At 32.5% G+C, this 17,732-nt stretch carries 18 protein-coding genes; 12 read left to right on the top strand and 6 right to left on the bottom strand.

What is annotated here, in order from left to right:
- Nucleotides 1–103: 103 nt before the first annotated feature.
- From FUA24_RS16350 to xrtF, 3 genes are read right to left on the bottom strand one after another with little or no spacing between them, the layout of a single operon-like run.
- On the bottom strand, nucleotides 104–532 hold the full coding sequence (locus FUA24_RS16350) for an HYC_CC_PP family protein (RefSeq protein ID WP_449441432.1): 429 nt from the start codon (nucleotides 530–532) through the stop codon (nucleotides 104–106).
- Nucleotides 533–566: 34 nt separating this feature from the next.
- Complete coding sequence (locus FUA24_RS16345) at nucleotides 567–1,001, bottom strand: exosortase F system-associated membrane protein (RefSeq protein WP_148544116.1); 435 nt, start codon at nucleotides 999–1,001, stop codon at nucleotides 567–569.
- Entirely contained in the window at nucleotides 998–1,543 is a 546-nt protein-coding gene (gene xrtF / locus FUA24_RS16340) for an exosortase family protein XrtF (protein ID WP_148544115.1), read from the bottom strand. Before xrtF ends, FUA24_RS16345 begins: the two co-directional genes overlap by 4 nt.
- Nucleotides 1,544–1,664: 121 nt before the next feature.
- Between xrtF and FUA24_RS16335 the strand changes: the two genes are divergently transcribed.
- The 9 genes from FUA24_RS16335 to FUA24_RS16295 all read left to right on the top strand — a co-directional run bounded on the left by FUA24_RS16335 (nucleotide 1,665) and on the right by FUA24_RS16295 (nucleotide 10,664).
- A complete protein-coding gene (locus tag FUA24_RS16335) occupies nucleotides 1,665–2,123 on the top strand; it encodes a GAF domain-containing protein (protein ID WP_148544307.1) in 459 nt (152 codons plus the stop codon).
- Nucleotides 2,124–2,365: 242 nt separating this feature from the next.
- The gene (gene purH, locus FUA24_RS16330; protein WP_148544114.1) at nucleotides 2,366–3,898 is read left to right on the top strand and encodes a bifunctional phosphoribosylaminoimidazolecarboxamide formyltransferase/IMP cyclohydrolase; all 1,533 of its coding nucleotides are present in this window, start codon (nucleotides 2,366–2,368) and stop codon (nucleotides 3,896–3,898) included.
- A 156-nt stretch (nucleotides 3,899–4,054) separates the two neighbouring features.
- Entirely contained in the window at nucleotides 4,055–5,083 is a 1,029-nt protein-coding gene (locus FUA24_RS16325; protein ID WP_148544113.1) for a rod shape-determining protein, read from the top strand.
- Nucleotides 5,084–5,096: 13 nt separating this feature from the next.
- Nucleotides 5,097–5,906: a rod shape-determining protein MreC gene (gene mreC / locus FUA24_RS16320; RefSeq protein WP_148544112.1), complete on the top strand. Its 810-nt coding sequence runs from the start codon at nucleotides 5,097–5,099 to the stop codon at nucleotides 5,904–5,906.
- Nucleotides 5,899–6,402, top strand: coding sequence for a rod shape-determining protein MreD (mreD, locus tag FUA24_RS16315; protein WP_148544111.1), 504 nt, complete (start codon nucleotides 5,899–5,901; stop codon nucleotides 6,400–6,402). The genes mreC and mreD overlap by 8 nt, the downstream gene beginning before the upstream one ends.
- On the top strand, nucleotides 6,403–8,337 hold the full coding sequence (gene mrdA / locus FUA24_RS16310; RefSeq protein WP_148544110.1) for a penicillin-binding protein 2: 1,935 nt from the start codon (nucleotides 6,403–6,405) through the stop codon (nucleotides 8,335–8,337).
- Nucleotides 8,337–9,614 (top strand): rod shape-determining protein RodA, encoded by a 1,278-nt coding sequence (gene rodA, locus FUA24_RS16305; protein ID WP_148544109.1) that lies wholly within the window; start codon nucleotides 8,337–8,339, stop codon nucleotides 9,612–9,614. Before mrdA ends, rodA begins: the two co-directional genes overlap by 1 nt.
- A 29-nt stretch (nucleotides 9,615–9,643) precedes the next feature.
- The gene (gene def / locus FUA24_RS16300; protein ID WP_148544108.1) at nucleotides 9,644–10,270 is read left to right on the top strand and encodes a peptide deformylase; all 627 of its coding nucleotides are present in this window, start codon (nucleotides 9,644–9,646) and stop codon (nucleotides 10,268–10,270) included.
- Entirely contained in the window at nucleotides 10,257–10,664 is a 408-nt protein-coding gene (locus tag FUA24_RS16295) for a GNAT family N-acetyltransferase (protein ID WP_246147066.1), read from the top strand. The genes def and FUA24_RS16295 overlap by 14 nt, the downstream gene beginning before the upstream one ends.
- Here FUA24_RS16295 and gldC read toward each other — a convergent pair whose 3' ends face one another.
- Both gldC and gldB read right to left on the bottom strand, forming a co-directional pair.
- Entirely contained in the window at nucleotides 10,665–11,000 is a 336-nt protein-coding gene (gldC, locus tag FUA24_RS16290) for a gliding motility protein GldC (protein ID WP_148544107.1), read from the bottom strand.
- Nucleotides 11,000–11,962: a gliding motility lipoprotein GldB gene (gene gldB, locus FUA24_RS16285; RefSeq protein ID WP_148544106.1), complete on the bottom strand. Its 963-nt coding sequence runs from the start codon at nucleotides 11,960–11,962 to the stop codon at nucleotides 11,000–11,002. The genes gldC and gldB overlap by 1 nt, the downstream gene beginning before the upstream one ends.
- A 92-nt stretch (nucleotides 11,963–12,054) precedes the next feature.
- On the opposite strand from gldB, the gene nadE reads away from it, so the two are divergent.
- Entirely contained in the window at nucleotides 12,055–12,843 is a 789-nt protein-coding gene (gene nadE / locus FUA24_RS16280) for an NAD(+) synthase (protein WP_148544105.1), read from the top strand.
- Between the two features lie 100 nt (nucleotides 12,844–12,943).
- Nucleotides 12,944–13,576 carry a response regulator transcription factor gene (locus tag FUA24_RS16275; protein WP_148544104.1) on the top strand — a complete coding sequence of 211 codons (633 nt, stop codon included), beginning with the start codon at nucleotides 12,944–12,946 and terminating at the stop codon, nucleotides 13,574–13,576.
- Here FUA24_RS16275 and dnaG read toward each other — a convergent pair.
- Entirely contained in the window at nucleotides 13,571–15,532 is a 1,962-nt protein-coding gene (dnaG, locus tag FUA24_RS16270; RefSeq protein WP_148544103.1) for a DNA primase, read from the bottom strand. The two genes, FUA24_RS16275 and dnaG, sit on opposite strands and share 6 nt — an antisense overlap.
- A 142-nt stretch (nucleotides 15,533–15,674) precedes the next feature.
- On the opposite strand from dnaG, the gene FUA24_RS16265 reads away from it, so the two are divergent.
- Nucleotides 15,675–17,717: a hypothetical protein gene (locus FUA24_RS16265; RefSeq protein ID WP_187388305.1), complete on the top strand. Its 2,043-nt coding sequence runs from the start codon at nucleotides 15,675–15,677 to the stop codon at nucleotides 17,715–17,717.
- Nucleotides 17,718–17,732 lie beyond the last annotated feature (15 nt).

Here is a 17,732-nt window from a genome sequence, read left to right as displayed (position 1 = left end):
TTTGATGTATTTGAATTAATAATCTTCTGTGCTCCCATAAAAACAGGAGTCATTAGGTCATAAATTCCTGCTAGTTGCTGGAATGACCAAAAAAATTATGTCATCAAATCAAGAAAACCTGATCTAGAACTTGTACGTCCTTAATCAAATTTGGAGGTGAGTAGTCCTTATGAGGCACAACCTGTTTAGGCTCTCCTTCAAAAAGGTTGATGTAAGTGTAAACAAACGAGATTAAAAATTCTTGTTGGTCTAAATCAAAATCGTCAAACGTCTTTAACAGTTCATCCTGACCTTCTAAAATCTGAATCTCATCTTTACAACATGACTTTTTTTCTACCTTTACATGATCCACTTTCTCCATACCACACTTATGTGTTTCGCTAAAAACGGCAACATCAATTAAAGTATCACCACAATAGTGTTTTTCAATAGTAAAAGATACTGTTGAAAACATCACTAGAACAGCAAGCAGTACTGAAAAAGTTTTATGTATAAACTGTTTAATCACAATGCAAAAATACAAAATATTCATTTTTGAACTTGTAAATTTATTAAATGATTAACACTTATTGCCTTTGCTTTAGTCTATTGTAATAAAATGCAGGTAGAAGTAAAAGGAGAATTACTGGTTGAATTAAAAACCTACGCACATTAAAAAACATATAATAATCTTCTTGTTTAGGATTAACAACAAAATACAGATAAATAGCTATGAGTACTATAAAAGCAATGCCATATACTAAACCAGAAAACTTAATTATACTTCGATCTCTAAAGAATACATATAAAATAGCTAAGGAAACTGCACCATTTAATACATACCTTAACGCTGTATTTGCAATTAGTTTTGCTATTTCTCTTCTTGGGCTGTCTATGTACAAATAATCATTTTGAAAGAAGACCAAATATGGATCATAGAACAACTGCTCCTCAAAAGCCCTTATTAAAATAAGCAACCCGAAAAGTACAACAAGTAATACATATTTAGTTAATCTAGTCACCCCTTACTTCTTTTTGAAAACTTGTTAACCCAAACAAACCATAACAAAAACACCATCCCATATATTATTGCAGGAAAAACAACGGTATGCAACACATGTTTATATTCAGGGTAATGATATAACCCCATAGACAATAGGACAATCCTTAATAAGTTTGCTACGTAAATTAAAACTATACCTAAGGCTACAAAGGTGATCGTTGATTTCATCTTTCCTGTAAACGCAATTATAAAAGACATAAACAAAATTATGACGCTCATAGAGTTGCAACCTTCAATAATTCTTGCCAAATACTTGTCATTTACCACAACTTTCATTGAGGGCTCATTAGGATGCGGTAACATTTCTACATTATACCCAAATAACTCCAATAACCAATCTGATTGAATAGAAACCAAGTTTGTAATAAAATCAGGATAGTATTTAGAACCATCAGACACGTCTAAATACCAACTATACAAAAGAGACAACCCTATATAAACCACCAAAAAAGTGAATATAAACTTTATAACAGCCTTATATTTTATAAATAGTCCCTTCAAATGATTTTTGTAATTTATGAATTTCGAATTTACATTTTTTTAAATACATTTTACGAATAACACCTACTATTTTAAAAAGAAAAAATTCATGTATTTTTGCTCAAAACTTGATAGTATTCACATGATTTTTGAAGCATTAAAACCACAGGTTGAAAATATAATATCCAACAACAATAACTCCATTGATGAACGCCTTCTTGCCATTTGCAAGGTGTTAGAAGAACATATAGACTATTATAACTGGGTAGGTTTTTATTTTAGAAATGGTGATAAAGAAGAACTTTTATTAGGGCCTTACGTTGGAGAGCCAACCGACCATACGGTTATTCCTTTTGGAAAAGGTATTTGTGGACAAGTAGCTGTAAGTAATGAAAATTTTGTGGTACCTGATGTTTCTGCCCAAGACAATTATATAGCCTGTAGCATTACCGTAAAAGCCGAAATTGTAATTCCAATTTTTGTTAATGGTAAGAACATTGGACAAATTGATATTGACTCCAATACACCAGATCCATTTACAGAAGCAGACGAACGTTTTTTAGAGTTTGTTTGTAGCCAAGTTTCTAATATTCTTGAATAATTTCTTAGCCTAAGAACAGATTCAAAACCTCAATTTAAACACAACTTTTTAGTATTCGCTTTTTATTGTTAACAACTCTGTTTTTTAGTTAAAAAAACATGCTTATTTTTTCATAAAGTAGCACTGATTTTCTGCTTTAAATAACTACTTTTGCACTTTATAAATAAAAACACAATTTTTTAACTAAAATATAACCTTAAATACTCATTATCATAACAATGAGTATTTCAAATTAAACAGGAATGAGCAACGAAAAGACTATTAAATCTGCCCTAATTTCAGTATTTAGTAAAGATGGTTTAGAACCAATTGTAAAAAAACTAAATGAACAAGGAGTAACCATATACTCTACTGGTGGAACTGAAAAATTTATTAACGATTTAGGTATCAATGTTGTTCCTGTTGAAGATGTAACGTCTTACCCTTCTATACTTGGAGGTCGTGTAAAAACATTACACCCAAAAGTATTTGGTGGTATCTTAAATAGACAAAACAACGATTCTGATGTTGCCGAATTAGCGGAATATGAAATTCCTCAGATTGATGTTGTTATTGTTGATTTATACCCTTTTGAAAAAACAGTAGCTTCTGGTGCAAGCAATCAAGATATTATTGAAAAAATTGACATTGGAGGTATTTCTCTAATTAGAGCTGCCGCTAAAAATTATGCAGATGTAATTTGCGTATCATCAGTTGAGGATTATTCAGAGTTCCTTGAGCTAATTACTGAGAAAAACGGAACACTTTCAGAAGAAGATAGAAAACGTTTTGCTGCCAAAGCTTTTAACGTGTCTTCTCATTATGACTCCGCTATTTTTAACTACTTTAATCAAGATCATGAAATTGCTGCTTTAAAAGTAAGCGAAACTAAAGGTAAAGTACTGCGTTATGGTGAAAACCCACACCAAAGAGGCTTTTTCTTTGGTAATTTTGATGAGCTTTTCACTAAACTTCACGGTAAAGAACTTAGCTACAATAATCTTTTAGATGTTGATGCTGCTGTAAACTTAATGCTAGAATTTAAAAATGAAGCGCCAACCTTTGCTATTTTAAAACACAACAATGCATGTGGTTTAGCTCAAAGAGATACCCTACATAAAGCTTATACTGATGCTTTGGCTGGGGATCCTGTTTCTGCCTTTGGTGGTGTTCTAATAAGTAATACTGAAATTGATTTAGCTACAGCAGAAGAAATTCATAAACTATTCTGTGAGGTTGTTATTGCGCCTTCTTTTAATGCTGAAGCTTTAGAATTATTGAAAGGAAAGAAAAATAGAATCTTACTTGAAATTCATGATATTGAAATGCCAAAAATGAATGTAAGAAGCTGTTTAAATGGGGTGTTATTACAAGATAGAAACAATGTTACTGATAAGGCAGAAGATCTAAAAAGTGTGACTAACATTGCTCCAACAGAATCAGAAGTTGAAGATTTATTATTCGCCTCTAAAATTTGTAAGCATACAAAATCCAATACCATTGTTCTTGTAAAAGGAAAACAGTTATGTGCAAGCGGTACTGGTCAAACAAGTCGTGTTGATGCCTTACAGCAAGCAATTCATAAAGCAAAACACTTTAATTTTGATTTAGTTGGTGCTTCAATGGCAAGTGATGCTTTTTTCCCATTTCCAGATTGCGTAGAAATTGCTAAAAATGCTGGTATCGGTGCCGTTATTCAACCAGGAGGATCTATTAAAGATCAATTGAGTATTGATTATTGTAATGAAAATGGTGTTGCTATGGTTATGACTGGCACACGTCATTTTAAACATTAATCACTAAAACCGAAATCTAAAAACGTATTACAATCGTATAAGATTGAAGTGCTTAAAATTAATAGTATTTTAGGCACTTCTTTAGACTATATTTTTATTTAGATTTATTACATTTACAAGATTTCATTTCAAAACCAATAAAACCACTCAAAATATATGGGCTTTTTTGACTTCTTAACCGAAGAAATTGCAATAGATTTAGGTACTGCAAACACACTTATTATCCATAACGACAAAGTAGTTGTTGATTCACCATCAATAGTTGCTAGAGATAGAGTTACAGGTAAAATTATAGCTGTGGGGCAAGAAGCCAATTTAATGCAAGGTAAAACCCATGAAAACATAAAAACTATTCGCCCTTTAAAAGATGGTGTAATAGCAGACTTTGATGCTTCCGAGCAAATGATTAGTATGTTTATAAAAAACATACCTGCATTAAAGAAAAAGTTCTTTACTCCTGCCCTTAGAATGGTTATTTGTATTCCTTCCGGAATTACAGAAGTTGAAATGCGAGCGGTAAAAGAAAGTGCAGAACGTGTTAATGGTAAAGAAGTGTACTTAATACACGAGCCTATGGCTGCTGCCATTGGTATTGGAGTTGATATTATGCAACCAAAAGGAAACATGGTTGTAGATATAGGTGGTGGTACAACTGAAATTGCGGTAATTGCTCTTGGTGGAATTGTTTGTGATAAATCTGTTAAAATTGCAGGTGATGTTTTCACAAATGATATCGTTTATTACATGCGTACGCAACACAACCTATATGTTGGAGAACGCACTGCGGAAAAAATTAAAATTCAAATAGGTGCTGCAACTGAAGATTTAGAATTACCACCAGAAGACATGAGCGTTCAAGGACGCGACTTGTTAACAGGTAAACCTAAACAAGTATCTATTTCGTATAGAGAAATTGCAAAAGCCTTAGATAAGTCAATTTTACGCATAGAAGATGCGGTTATGGAAACATTATCTCAAACACCTCCAGAATTAGCAGCCGATATTTACAATACTGGTATCTATTTAGCTGGTGGTGGTTCTATGTTACGCGGCTTAGACAAGCGTTTATCTCAAAAAACGGATTTACCAGTTTATATTGCTGAAGACCCTTTACGTGCTGTTGTACGTGGTACAGGTATAACGCTTAAAAACTTGCCTAAATACAAAAGTGTATTGATAAAATAGGAAGTACTAGAATATGCAACAGATTATAAATTTTATAATACGGAATAAAAACTTTCTGTTGTTCTTGTTATTGTTTTCTATTTCAATTGTATTTACCATACAATCACATTCTTATCATAAAAGCAAGTTTATTAATTCTGCTAACTTTCTAAGTGGTGGTGTTTATAATTCCGTAAATAATGTAAGCGAGTATTTAAATCTTAAATCCCAAAACCAACTTCTTACTGAGGAAAACAACAGACTTAGGGCTTTGCTTTTCAATAATAATATTAGTACAGATTCCACTTATATTGACAGTCTGTCTTTTGATGTTGCATATAAGTTTTACACTGCAAACGTTATAAAAAACAGTTACTCTAAAGTAGACAATATTTTAACTATTAACAGAGGAGAAAGTGATAACATAAAACAAGATTTTGGAGTAATAACATCTAAAGGTATTGTTGGAATAATTGATAAAACAAGTAATGGCTTTGCAACCGTTATTTCCATATTAAATACCACAAGTAGCATTAGTGCTGAACTTAAAAACACAGGTCATTTTGGTTCTTTAGAATGGGATGGAAATAATCCAGAAATTGTTCAACTTACTGATATTCCTATAAATGCATCTATTCATAAAGGCGACACCATTATTACCTCTGGAAAATCTTCAATATTTCCAAGAAACATTCCTATTGGAACTGTAGAGGACTTTCAAAAAGATGTAGCTGAAAACTTCTATGAAATAAATGTATTACTATTCAATGACATGACTAATCTGGAACATGTTTACATTATTGAAAATGTTAACAAAGAAGAAATTAATAGTTTAAATGAATAGTACCATAACTAGACATATTGTAAATTTTCTGGGGCTAGTTTTTGTGCAAGTCATCATTTTTAACAATGTTAACTTTCTGGGTTACATTAACCCTTATCCTTATGTACTTTTTATTCTTTTTTATCCCGTTAAAAACAACAGACTTCAAATTATAAGCCTAAGCTTTTTACTAGGGTTAATTATTGATATGTTTTTGGACACAGGGGGTATCCATGCTGCTGCAAGTGTTTTTATTGCGTATATGAGACCATTAATTTTAAAGTCTTCATTTGGAATGATGTATGAACATCAATCTGTTAAATTTAGTGTTGTAGATTTTGGTTCTAAACTCACCTATATCACCATATTGGTTTTAACGCATCATCTCATACTTTTTAGTTTAGAAATATTTAGCATTTCTAAAATACTTTTAATCCTTGAAAAGACGTTATTCTCTAGTATATTTACTATTTTATTAAGTGTTTTAATATCTATCATTTTTAGGAGAAAAAACTAAATGAGACAATTTTTACTTTTTGGATCTGTAATTCTTGTTGGACTATTATTTATTTCTAGACTTTTCTACCTGCAAATCTATTCTTTTGATGGTCAAGATTTGTTTGAAGACAATGCTATTAGAAAGGTATATGATTATCCTAAACGCGGTTTTGTTTATGATAGAAATGGGGAGCTTCTTGTTTCAAACCAACCGTCTTATGATGTTATGGTTATCCCTAGAGAGGTTAAGCCATTTAACGTTGAAGAATTTTGCAATCTATTAAAAGTTGACACCTCCTATTACAGCACAAAACTAAGACGCGCTAAAGTCTATTCACCAAGACTACCTTCTGTTTTCTTATCGCATTTATCAAAAGAAGATTATGCTGTTTTGCAAGAAAAAATGCGAAAGTTTGAAGGGTTTTATATCCAAAAACGCTCATTGCGTTTGTATCAGAGAGCCATTGGAGCAAATGTATTAGGCGATATTGGAGAAGTTAACAGACGTACTATCCAAAAGCAACCCTATTACAAAATGGGTGACCTTATTGGAAAACAAGGAGTTGAGGCTTCTTATGAAAAAACATTAAGAGGTGTAAAGGGTATTAAGTTTATTCAAAAAGATCGGTTTAATAGAGATATTGGCCCATATAAAGAAGGAAAATTCGATACAATACCCGAACAAGGTAAAGACATTCATATTACTATTGATGCAAAATTACAGGAATATGGTGAGTTACTAATGCAAAATAAAAGAGGAGGGGTTATTGCCATAGAGCCCTCTTCCGGAGAAATTTTAGCTATGGTAGCAGCGCCAACCTATGACCCAAATATTCTAGTGGGCAGAGACCGCTCTAAAAACTTTACAAAACTCTATTACGATTCTATTTCAAAGCCCCTATTCAATAGAAGTTTAAAAGGTGTTTATGAACCTGGTTCTCCCTTCAAACTTATGAATGCGCTTATAGGTCTGCAGGAAGGCGTATTAACTCCAGATGAAAGAGTTACTTGTTACGCAGGTTATAAATACGGTAATAGGTTTATGAAATGCCATTGCTACCGCGGAAGAAGAAATAATATGATTACTGGTATTCAGGAGTCGTGTAATGCTTATTTTGCTACTGCATACAGAAAGATTTTAGACAAAAACGGAAATGCCTCTGAGGGAATCGATAGATGGAGTGAACATGCCAAGAGTTTTGGGCTTGGAAATTTTTTAAATAATGACTTACATGTTGGAGCCAAAGGCAGAATACCTAATAGGGATTATTATAAAAATGTTTACAAAAAGACCTTTTATTCAACGTATACAATATCTAACGCCATAGGGCAAGGTGAAGTGGCTACGACACCTATTCAACTTGCTAATATGATAGCTGCCATTGCTAATAAAGGCTATTTTTTTACACCTCATATTATTAAATCTGTTGAAGGTGAAGAAATCCCAAAACGTTTTACAGAACGCAAATATACGACTATTGACAAAGAACATTTTGAGCCTGTAATTGAAGGCATGTATCAGGTATATAAAAGGGGAACCGCCAAATCGTTACAAATTAAAGATATTGATATTTGTGGAAAAACGGGTACCGTTGAGAATTTTGCTATAATAGATAGTGTGAAGACTCAGCTAACCGACCATTCCATTTTTGTAGCTTTTGCGCCAAAAGACAATCCCAAAATAGCCATTGCTGTTTTTGTTGAAAATGGTTATTGGGGAAACCGATTTGCTGGTAAAGTAGCTAGCTTAATGATTGAAAAGCATATTAAAGGATATACAACTCGTAAAGATTTAGAAGAGTGGTTATTGAAACACTCTCTAGAAGACGAATATGCTAAACCTTATTCTGGTGAACCTTTTGGAATAAATGGATATTCTAAATTTCAGTTAGTTGAAGATAACGAATACAGACGTTTAAAAAAACATTTAAGACAAATTGAAAAGGAGAATTAATGGTTAGAGAAACTAATAAACACTTTAAATTTGATTGGATAACCATAATCCTGTTTCTTCTTATAGTTGGCTTTGGCTATTTGAATATTTTATCGGCTTCTCATTCTACAGATGTAATAGATTATTTTGACCTTTCTGAGCCTTACGGAAAGCAACTTGTGTTTATCCTTTTAACCTTTGGTATAATTGTTATTCTATTAGGAATAGATGCTAAATTTTATGAACGCTTCTCTAGTGTTATCTACATTGTTGCAATGGCCTCTTTAGTTGGGCTATTTCTTTTTGGAAAAAATGTTAATGGGGCCACCTCATGGTACGCCATTGGTGGCATGACTTTACAACCTAGTGAGTTTGCTAAAGCAGCTACTGCCTTAGCGGTGGCTAAATATATTAGTGACTTAAACACTGATATAAACAGATTTAAAGATCAAATAAGAACATTTGCTATTATTCTTATTCCTGCATTATTGGTACTATTACAAAACGATACTGGAAGTACTATTGTATATGGCGCGTTTTTCTTTGTTCTATACAGGGAAGGATTGCCAAAATATTACTTGGTTATCGGAATATCCCAAATTGTACTTGCTATTTGTTCCTTAAAATTTGGTCCGATATTAACTTCCATAATTGCTGGTGTTTTAATCGGAGCTTATAAATATTTCAACAGAAAGAAAATTACATATTTACAATCTGCCGCAATACTAATTGCCGCTGTACTATTGTCTTTTCTAATTAAACACATTTACGATTATCGTCTCCCCGAACATCAAAAAAACCGAATTACCATCTGGTTAAGCTTAGAAAAAGACCCAGTAAAACTAGAGAAAATGAAACGAACAATTGCTTATAACCTTCACGAATCTGAAAAAGCAATAACTTCTGGTGGTTTCTCTGGTAAGGGCTTTATGGAAGGCACAAGAACTACAGGTAAATTTGTTCCAGAGCAACACACTGATTATATTTTTAGTACTGTTGGAGAAGAATGGGGGTTTTTAGGTTGTTCGTTGGTAGTCATTCTTTTTGTTCTTTTATTGCTACGGATTCTACACTTAGCTGAATTACAAAAATCTCAATTTAGTAGAATTTATGGGTACAGCGTAGCCTCAATAATCTTTATTCATTTCTTTATAAATATTGGTATGGTAATGGGATTAATTCCAACCATTGGTATTCCTCTCCCTATGTTTAGTTATGGAGGCTCTGGTCTATGGGCTTTTACTATTTTAATCTTTATATTTATTAAATTAGATTCCAATCGAATAAACGAATGGTAGTTTAATTTATATTTCCTTACCACTATATCATGAGAAAAACGCTCTTCATAGTTTTCGGATTAATTTTAGTCTTAGCATGTTCTACATCAAAAAGCGCCTTAAAACATGGTTTCTCTAAATCTGAATTTGAACTAATTAAGGCGGCAGATTCGCTAACTCCAATGAGAGTTTATAAAATTACCAACAAAAGTGATTCTATTTTGTTGAGGTCAAAAAGTACTTATATAAAACCCGACCCAAGAAACGCCACTCTACAAAAGTTTATAAACCGTCTTTTTGCCACTGTTAGAGACAGCATGTCTTTAGGGGTTGGTATTGCAGCTCCGCAAGTAGGTGTTTTAAAAAATATTATTTGGGTACAACGTTTTGATAAAGAAAATTTTCCTTTTGAAGTTTATTTAAATCCTAAAATAGTCGAATATTCAAAGGTTAAACAAACCGTTAGAGAGGGCTGCCTATCAATTCCTAACAGAACGGACACTTTGAGTAGCAGATCCAAAATTATCAAAATTGAGTACGATACCCGAAATGGGGAACACAAAACCGAATCGGTTGAAGGCTTTACATCGGTTATATTCCAACATGAAATAGATCATTTAAACGGCATACTATATCTAGATCATTTAGAAAAAGACCTTAAAGATGCTAACAATTAAAAACATTGAAGCGGTAGACACTTTGGATATTCGCCATAAAGTAATGTGGCCAAATAAACCCAAAAACTATGTACGACTAGCAAATGACGAAAATGCTATTCATTTTGGACTATACTTAGATATGTCATTAATCTCTATAGTATCTCTTTTTTCGAAAGACAATGAACTTCAATTTAGAAAATTTGCCACACTTCAAAGTTATCAAGGCAAAGGATATGGTTCTAAGCTACTAAGTTATTGCTTTGCATATGCAAAAAATGAGGGTTATAGAAAAATATGGTGCAATGCCAGAACAGATAAATCAGCTTTTTACAAAAAGTTCGGACTAAAAGAAACTGATACAACCTTTGAAAAGGGAGGGCTTCAATATGTTATTATGGAAAAGCCTCTTTAGTTATTTCTTTAACTCTAATTTCTCTGCAAAATAATCACAAAAATCTTTCATGGTTGCAGTCATTTTTTCGTCTTGCGTAGCCCTGTTAAATGTATCACTCATAGATACTAATGTTTGATGAAAAAAGACTTTCATTTCATCTACAGGCATATCTTTAGTCCACAAATCAATTCGCAAAGATTCTTGAGCTTTAGAATCCCAAACACTAAGCATCATAGCCTTAGCTTCTTCATTTTTAATGCCTCCATCTTGAGCAGACCATGTTAAATTTTCTGGTACACGATTTTCATCTAATTCTACATTTAATTCAATCTTCGAAGTATGTGTTTTTGCCATTATTTTTTTGGTTTATACTTAGTATTATTAAAAATTTCTTCGGGGCTTGTTATAAGCATCCTTTTTAGGGATACCTCATTCTGATCCATATAAGCGCGTACCATTTGCCAACCAATAAACTGCCCTAGCCTACCCGGGGAATCTGCATCAATGCCTTCTAAATAAAACTTAGTAAATGGTGCTGGATTTATAAATCTTCCTGGCAACTTAGAATCCGTACTGAAAAGCAACTCGTTTTCCACAAAATAGCGCCATATATCACTTTCATTACTTTTTGCCCAATCTAATTGCTCTTTGGAGTATCCTATTCGCTTTTCTTCACCTTTAAACGGCACTACAATATCCTTAAAATACAATTGCTTGCCAAAATAAATCATCTCGTCTAGCAAGGTCTTGTTTTGAGCCTGATGAATGTATTTCTTCGCATACTCCGATGCTAAATCAACAACAATTTGATTTCTTTCAAAATTAGACGTAACATAACGTGGTATATTGCTATAAAACTCATGATTAGGACCTAAATAATTATCTAAAGCAATTATAGCAATAGTATCTGTAACTATGGTTTTAAACCTATAATCTACGTCATTAGTTGCGGTAATAACTCTTGGTGGATTAAATTCAGGAAAATAAAATTTCAAATGATTAAACAGAGATTCTATGTCTTCTTCCGTATCCTCAAACGCATTAAAGGTTGTAACCACCTCCTTAAACAATAATTGCTGTAATGTATCAGAAACCTTTGCTATCCAGAAAGAATCCTTATACTTTTCTGAAAACATAAATGGATAAGCTTTCTTTAATTTAGGTAGTTCATTAATGTTTGTTTCAGAAAAGTATTTATCAAATCGTTCAACCTCAATATCGATATTAATTTTGGCTATTTCAGCTTCAGTTTTGTTGGTGTCTTCACAAGAGAACAACAAAACTGCAAATAATAAAACAGATAAAACGCTTTTCATAGGTAAGTTAAACGGCATAAATTTTTATTAATTGAGTGATTCCTTTATTTTTGTTCACAAAGGTACTATTCTTAGAATTAAATTCATTTAATATGCAAATAGAAAAAGTTGCTGACCATATTGTTAATTGGCTAAAAGATTATGCTAAAAACGCAGGTGTAAATGGTTTTGTTGTTGGTGTTTCTGGAGGTATAGACTCTGCGGTTACATCTACATTATGCGCTAAAACCGGAATGGAAGTTTTAGTTATTGAAATGCCGATACACCAAGCAGAAAGTCATGTTACAAGAGCTCAAGAGCATATTGCACAACTTAAGAAACGTTTTGCTAACGTAAATGACACCCGTACCGATTTAACTCCTGTTTTTGATGAGTTTAAAACTGAAGTTTCTCTAGAAGGCGAACAAGCTACTGTAGATATGGCTTTAGCCAATACGCGAGCAAGACTTAGAATGACCACTTTATACTACTACGCTGGTCTTAAAAAGCTACTTGTTGCTGGTACCGGAAATAAAGTTGAAGATTTTGGTGTTGGCTTCTTCACAAAATATGGTGATGGCGGTGTAGATTTAAGCCCAATTGCAGACCTAGTTAAGTCTGAGGTTTATGCTCTTGGTGAGTTTTTACAAGTTCCAGAATCTATTATGAAAGCAGCTCCAAGTGATGGTTTATTCGGAGATGCACGAAGTGATGAAGACCAAATTGGGGCCTCTTACCCTGAATTGGAATGGGCAATGAAAATGGACGATGAGGGCAAAACCGAAGCGGATTTTGAAGGTAGAAATCTTACCGTATTCAAAATTTACAAACGATTTAATTCTTCTAACAAACACAAAATGATTCCAATACCTGTGTGTAATATTCCTATAAATTTAAAGTAGTTTTTGCAAAATCTATAAGAAATCATTACTTTAGCCGTTGCATATTCTCTCAAACTATAATTATCTCTCAAAAAAATAATTATATAAAACAACCAAAATTATGATAAAATTATTAATAGCAGACAACCACCCTATTACTAGAAAGGGATTAGAAGTACTATTTTCAGCATCGCCAAACATTAAAGTTGTTGGTAGTGTGGATGATGGCGAAGCCGTTTTAGACTTTATTAAAAAGAATCCTGTTGACATTCTTTTAACTGAAGCGGATTTACCAAAGCTTAATGGGTTAACCATTTTACGCCACTTAAAAAACGACCAATCTGAAGTTAAAACTATCTTATTTAGTGGACAACCAGAAGAAGTTTATGCTATAAATGCTATAAAAGCAGGTGCTTGCGGCTATATTTCTAAAACGGTTAATGTAATTACAATTAATGAAGCCATTTTAAAAGTACATGATGGTGGCATTTATTTAAGCAATGAATTAACACAACAACTGGCATTTGGAAACCGTGTTGGTAAAAGTAGTGGTACGTTCTACAAAAAACTTTCTACTAGAGAAGCTGAAGTTCTTAAACTTTTAACTATAGGTAAAAAGAACAAAGAAATTTCTAAAGAATTAGATATTAACGAAAAAACAGTTAGTACTTATAAAGCGCGTTTAATGCGTAAATTAAAAGTTACTAACTTGGTTGATTTAGTAAATCAGGCAAAATTAGCAGACCAACTATAAAACTCTGTTAAGTTTTCTAGATAAGAGCATTTTTAAGCCTGAATAGTCTTTAACTTCCTCAAGAATATCTTTATTTACAGCATTTTTGTTTTGTAATGTTTCTTGTTGAAATTCTTTGACCTTCTGGTCTATCAAAAAACAACGCAGGCTTAAAATTGTTTCACTAGTTAACTGAGCTACACTATCTTTCTTTAGTTTAGGGAAAATTTCTACTCTATTCCAATCTGCTAAAGCATGTTTTTCATCTTCCATTAAAATGGTCGTAATGGCATTTGATGTATCAAGATCCACCGAATTAATAAACACTTTTAAATCAAAATCTTCATTTTGATTTAACCTGTCTATAATTGTGTAGTAGAGTGTTTTAAATTGCTCATTAGAAAATTGCATTTCATCATCTTGAAGATCTAAAAATATCTTTTCAAAAACACGGGCTTGTTGTATCACTGGTTCTAGTTCTAAATCTCCCTTATCGTTTTCTTTTAAAATTAAATCTTCAAAATCTTCGGTTTCATTGCCGTATAACAACAAAATTTCAATAATTTTTCTTTCCAGAAGGTATTGTACATCAACCTTTTTAACAGGTTCTTGTTGATGTTTTATAACTTCAAAAGCCTTTTGCTGTTGCTTAACTTGCTTATTTTCGTCTTGAGATTCTTTTTTATTAATCTGCGCCAGTGTACTAAAGAGCACCTCTTCGCTAATATCCATTATTCTGGCACATTCCTGAATGTAAATTTCTTTTTTAATTCTATCTGGAATCTTTGAAATACTATTTACAATATCTCTAACGGTGTCTGCCTTTTTTATTGGATCCCCTTTTGAGTCTTCATACAGTACAGAGGCCTTAAATTGAATAAAATCTTTAGCGTTTTCATTGAGATAATCTTGAAGCTCCTCTAAAGTGTTTTGTTTTGCAAAACTATCTGGGTCTTCCCCTTCGGGAAAACTACAGACCTTTACATTCATCCCTTGTTCTAGAATTAGGTCAATTCCGCGCAAAGAAGCTCTCATTCCTGCAGCATCTCCATCAAATAGTACTGTAATATTTTTTGTTAAGCGGTTTATTAACCTAATTTGTTCAGATGTTAATGCTGTTCCAGACGAAGACACCACATTCTTAATACCCGTTTGATGAAACTGAATAACATCTGTATAACCTTCAACTAAATAACAGTTATCCTCTTTAGCAATACTTTGTTTTGCGTTATATATACCATACAAGACTTTGCTTTTATAATAGATATCACTTTCTGGAGAGTTTAGGTATTTAGCAGCTTTTTTATCATTGATTAATATACGCCCACCAAATCCTAAAACACGACCACTCATACTTTTAATAGGGAACATTACGCGTCCCTTAAATCTATCAAAGCGTTTTTCTTCCTTTACGATAGTAAGTCCTGTCTTTTCCAAAAACTCCAACTGATATCCTTTCTTCAAAGCTTCACTTGTAAAGGCTTCCCATTCGTCTAAGGAATATCCTAAATCAAACTTTTTAATGGTTTCATCTGTAAAACCTCTTTCTTTAAAATAGCTTAATCCAATAGATTTTCCTTGATCTGTTTTATTTAAAATGCGCTGAAAGTAGTCTTTGGCAAATTCACTTACCAAATACAAACTTTCCCTTTCATTTGCAGCCTCCTTCTGCTCATTGGTTTGTTCGGTTTCTTCAATTTCTATATTATACTTTTTTGCAAGGTATTTTATGGCCTCTGGATAAGTAAAGTGTTCATGCTCCATTAAAAACGCCACAACATTGCCTCCTTTACCAGTACTGAAATCTTTCCAGATTTGTTTAACTGGTGATACCATAAAACTTGGTGTACGTTCATCACTAAAAGGACTTAAACCTTTAAAGTTACTACCGGCTTTTTTAAGATTAACAAAATCACCTATAACCTCCTCTACTCTGGCGGTCTCAAAAACTCTGTCTATGGATGAAGCGGATATCAATATGCTATAAAATTAAAGAGAATGTAAAAGTACTATTAAGAATTGATTTTTGAAATTATTATTAATTGCAAAACTTGACTTTAACCATATATTAGTATACTTTAGTTTAATCTTGGCTTTAACCGCTAAAAACCAACCCGTTATGAATAGTAAGTCATTTTCCAAAAACTGTTTATTTTCACTATTGTTTCTCCTCTTTTTAACCTCCAACCTTTCATTTTCTCAAAAAAGAGAAGTTTTAGAAAATTGGGTTAAAAAAGTAGAAATGGAATTCCCTGAAATTTCATGGAACTCAACTCAATCTAAGTTAAGGTCTGGCAGCTACAAATACAATTTAATTAGGCATCATTTACTATCTGATAAATTCTTTGTTCCAGTATTTGATAAACCTTTTGATGAAATGAGTCCGCAAAAAAGAAATAAGGCCGCTGCAAAAATTAACGGGTATAAACGAAAAGGCAAATATCCCTGGGCAAATAGATTAGACTGGTATTTATGGGGTGTTTTAAATCAACCAAGAGCATACAACAATGCTGTAAAAGAAGTACAACATCTTAGACAAAATAGAAAAGACATTGCGGAAACTATTAGTCTTATAAGGTCTGAAAATCTTGACTATGATAGGCTTTCAGCTATAAAATATGGCGTTAGTTCAAAGTATAGAAAACTTTTACCTTCTGAAACCAAATACCTTAACAATATCATAGATGAATATGAAATTATTATTGCTAATAAGTCATTAATCGCAAAATCTAAATCTTTAAATCACCTGAACGCAAGTTTTGAATCTGTTTATAAATTAGAGTCCTTTAGAAATCAAAATAGCAGAATGTTTAACAGTGCTTCATACCAAGTACAATCTGAGATAAATACATTAATTAAAGATAGGAAAGAGTTCATCATTTCAAGTTTAGCAAGAACAAGAAGAGAACGTTTAAACTCTGAAGATTTTAACACAAAAACAATTGCGCAAGTAAACTCAGTCTTAACCCAATTAAACTCCTCTTTCAAAAAATACAATTATTTACCTGATGTAAAATCTGTTTTCGACTTGTACACACAAAAGAAAACAACGTATACATCAAGCAAATCTGAGTTCATTACTAAAAAGGCGAAAACCATATATTCTCCCAAAGCGCTTTCAAGCCTATTAACGCAATATACCTCCAATACCAACCAAAATAGTGCAATAACATCACTTACCAACTACATAAATCTTCGAAAAAAAGCCATTGAAAAAATAATAAAGGAGCGCGAGGAGGAAAGGCTCAGAAAAAAAAGAGAAAATGATGCTTTAATTAAAACCAATAAAGCTTTGGTAAGTAAGTTACGTAGTGACCTCAGAATTAAAAATGAATCTAATTTACCAACATATGAAGAGTTGCATTATATTCTTCAGTCTTATTTAACTCTAATAAATTCTGGCAAAACCTACTATGTAAGCGACGCCGAAAAATTCATTAAACTAGTTGAAGATAAAAGGTTTATGCGCAAGAGAACTAATGCTATTTCTGGGGATAACGAAACTTTTGAAAACAGTAAAGGATTTCAAATTAAATGTTCTGGAATGACATCTGTTGATGGAGAAGACTTCACGTATACCAAACTAATTATTCCAAATGCTTCAAAAGATATTTACAAATTATATGCTCTTGAATTGACTTCAAATTACAGAAATATTATGGCCACCTCAATGACACCGGATAAAGAGCCAGAAAGTAAAGATTTTTATGCCCAAAGCGGTAGAACACTATATAGCTTAAAACTAGATGACAAAGGAAGCTTGGTTGCCCAAGCCCAAAGGAATTCATTTGCGAATTGGCCTTTAATGGCCGAAAGAATTGATTATAGAACATTAAAGGTAACATCTTTTAGTAATGTTACGGACATTAGTCTTAAACAAGGACAAACTATTAGTATTAAAGCTTCTAACAGGATAAAAGTTGGAGGGTTTGCAGGTTACAGTTCTCCAGACGGCATAAATGGTTTTACCAGTTATAATAAAACAAGTAGGTTTAGACATGGGGTTTTAATGGGAAAAATCGGAAAAAATGGTACTTGGTTTTTTGTAGGTAGTAAACAAACCATTACCGCTAATAAAACTGGTAGATTATATTTAGCCATTAATGATAAAGATGTAAACAATAATGAAGGGCATTTTACAGTACAATACGAAATAAAATAATCATATTATAAGTTT

Source organism: Seonamhaeicola marinus, from assembly GCF_008085455.1.
The sequence above is the reverse complement of the archived record's forward strand: the minus strand, read 5'-3'. Positions and strand labels throughout refer to the sequence as shown.

What these genes read in the sequence shown, in the direction of transcription:
- FUA24_RS16350 (WP_449441432.1), bottom strand. Translation starts at nt 532, where the DNA reads ATGAATATTTTGTATTTTTGCATTGTGATTAAACAGTTTATACATAAA.
- FUA24_RS16335 (WP_148544307.1), top strand. Translation starts at nt 1,665, where the DNA reads ATGATTTTTGAAGCATTAAAACCACAGGTTGAAAATATAATATCCAAC.
- purH (WP_148544114.1), top strand. Translation starts at nt 2,366, where the DNA reads ATGAGCAACGAAAAGACTATTAAATCTGCCCTAATTTCAGTATTTAGT.
- FUA24_RS16325 (WP_148544113.1), top strand. Translation starts at nt 4,055, where the DNA reads ATGGGCTTTTTTGACTTCTTAACCGAAGAAATTGCAATAGATTTAGGT.
- mreC (WP_148544112.1), top strand. Translation starts at nt 5,097, where the DNA reads ATGCAACAGATTATAAATTTTATAATACGGAATAAAAACTTTCTGTTG.
- mreD (WP_148544111.1), top strand. Translation starts at nt 5,899, where the DNA reads ATGAATAGTACCATAACTAGACATATTGTAAATTTTCTGGGGCTAGTT.
- mrdA (WP_148544110.1), top strand. Translation starts at nt 6,403, where the DNA reads ATGAGACAATTTTTACTTTTTGGATCTGTAATTCTTGTTGGACTATTA.
- rodA (WP_148544109.1), top strand. Translation starts at nt 8,337, where the DNA reads ATGGTTAGAGAAACTAATAAACACTTTAAATTTGATTGGATAACCATA.
- def (WP_148544108.1), top strand. Translation starts at nt 9,644, where the DNA reads ATGAGAAAAACGCTCTTCATAGTTTTCGGATTAATTTTAGTCTTAGCA.
- FUA24_RS16295 (WP_246147066.1), top strand. Translation starts at nt 10,257, where the DNA reads ATGCTAACAATTAAAAACATTGAAGCGGTAGACACTTTGGATATTCGC.
- gldC (WP_148544107.1), bottom strand. Translation starts at nt 11,000, where the DNA reads ATGGCAAAAACACATACTTCGAAGATTGAATTAAATGTAGAATTAGAT.
- gldB (WP_148544106.1), bottom strand. Translation starts at nt 11,962, where the DNA reads ATGAAAAGCGTTTTATCTGTTTTATTATTTGCAGTTTTGTTGTTCTCT.
- nadE (WP_148544105.1), top strand. Translation starts at nt 12,055, where the DNA reads ATGCAAATAGAAAAAGTTGCTGACCATATTGTTAATTGGCTAAAAGAT.
- FUA24_RS16275 (WP_148544104.1), top strand. Translation starts at nt 12,944, where the DNA reads ATGATAAAATTATTAATAGCAGACAACCACCCTATTACTAGAAAGGGA.
- FUA24_RS16265 (WP_187388305.1), top strand. Translation starts at nt 15,675, where the DNA reads ATGAATAGTAAGTCATTTTCCAAAAACTGTTTATTTTCACTATTGTTT.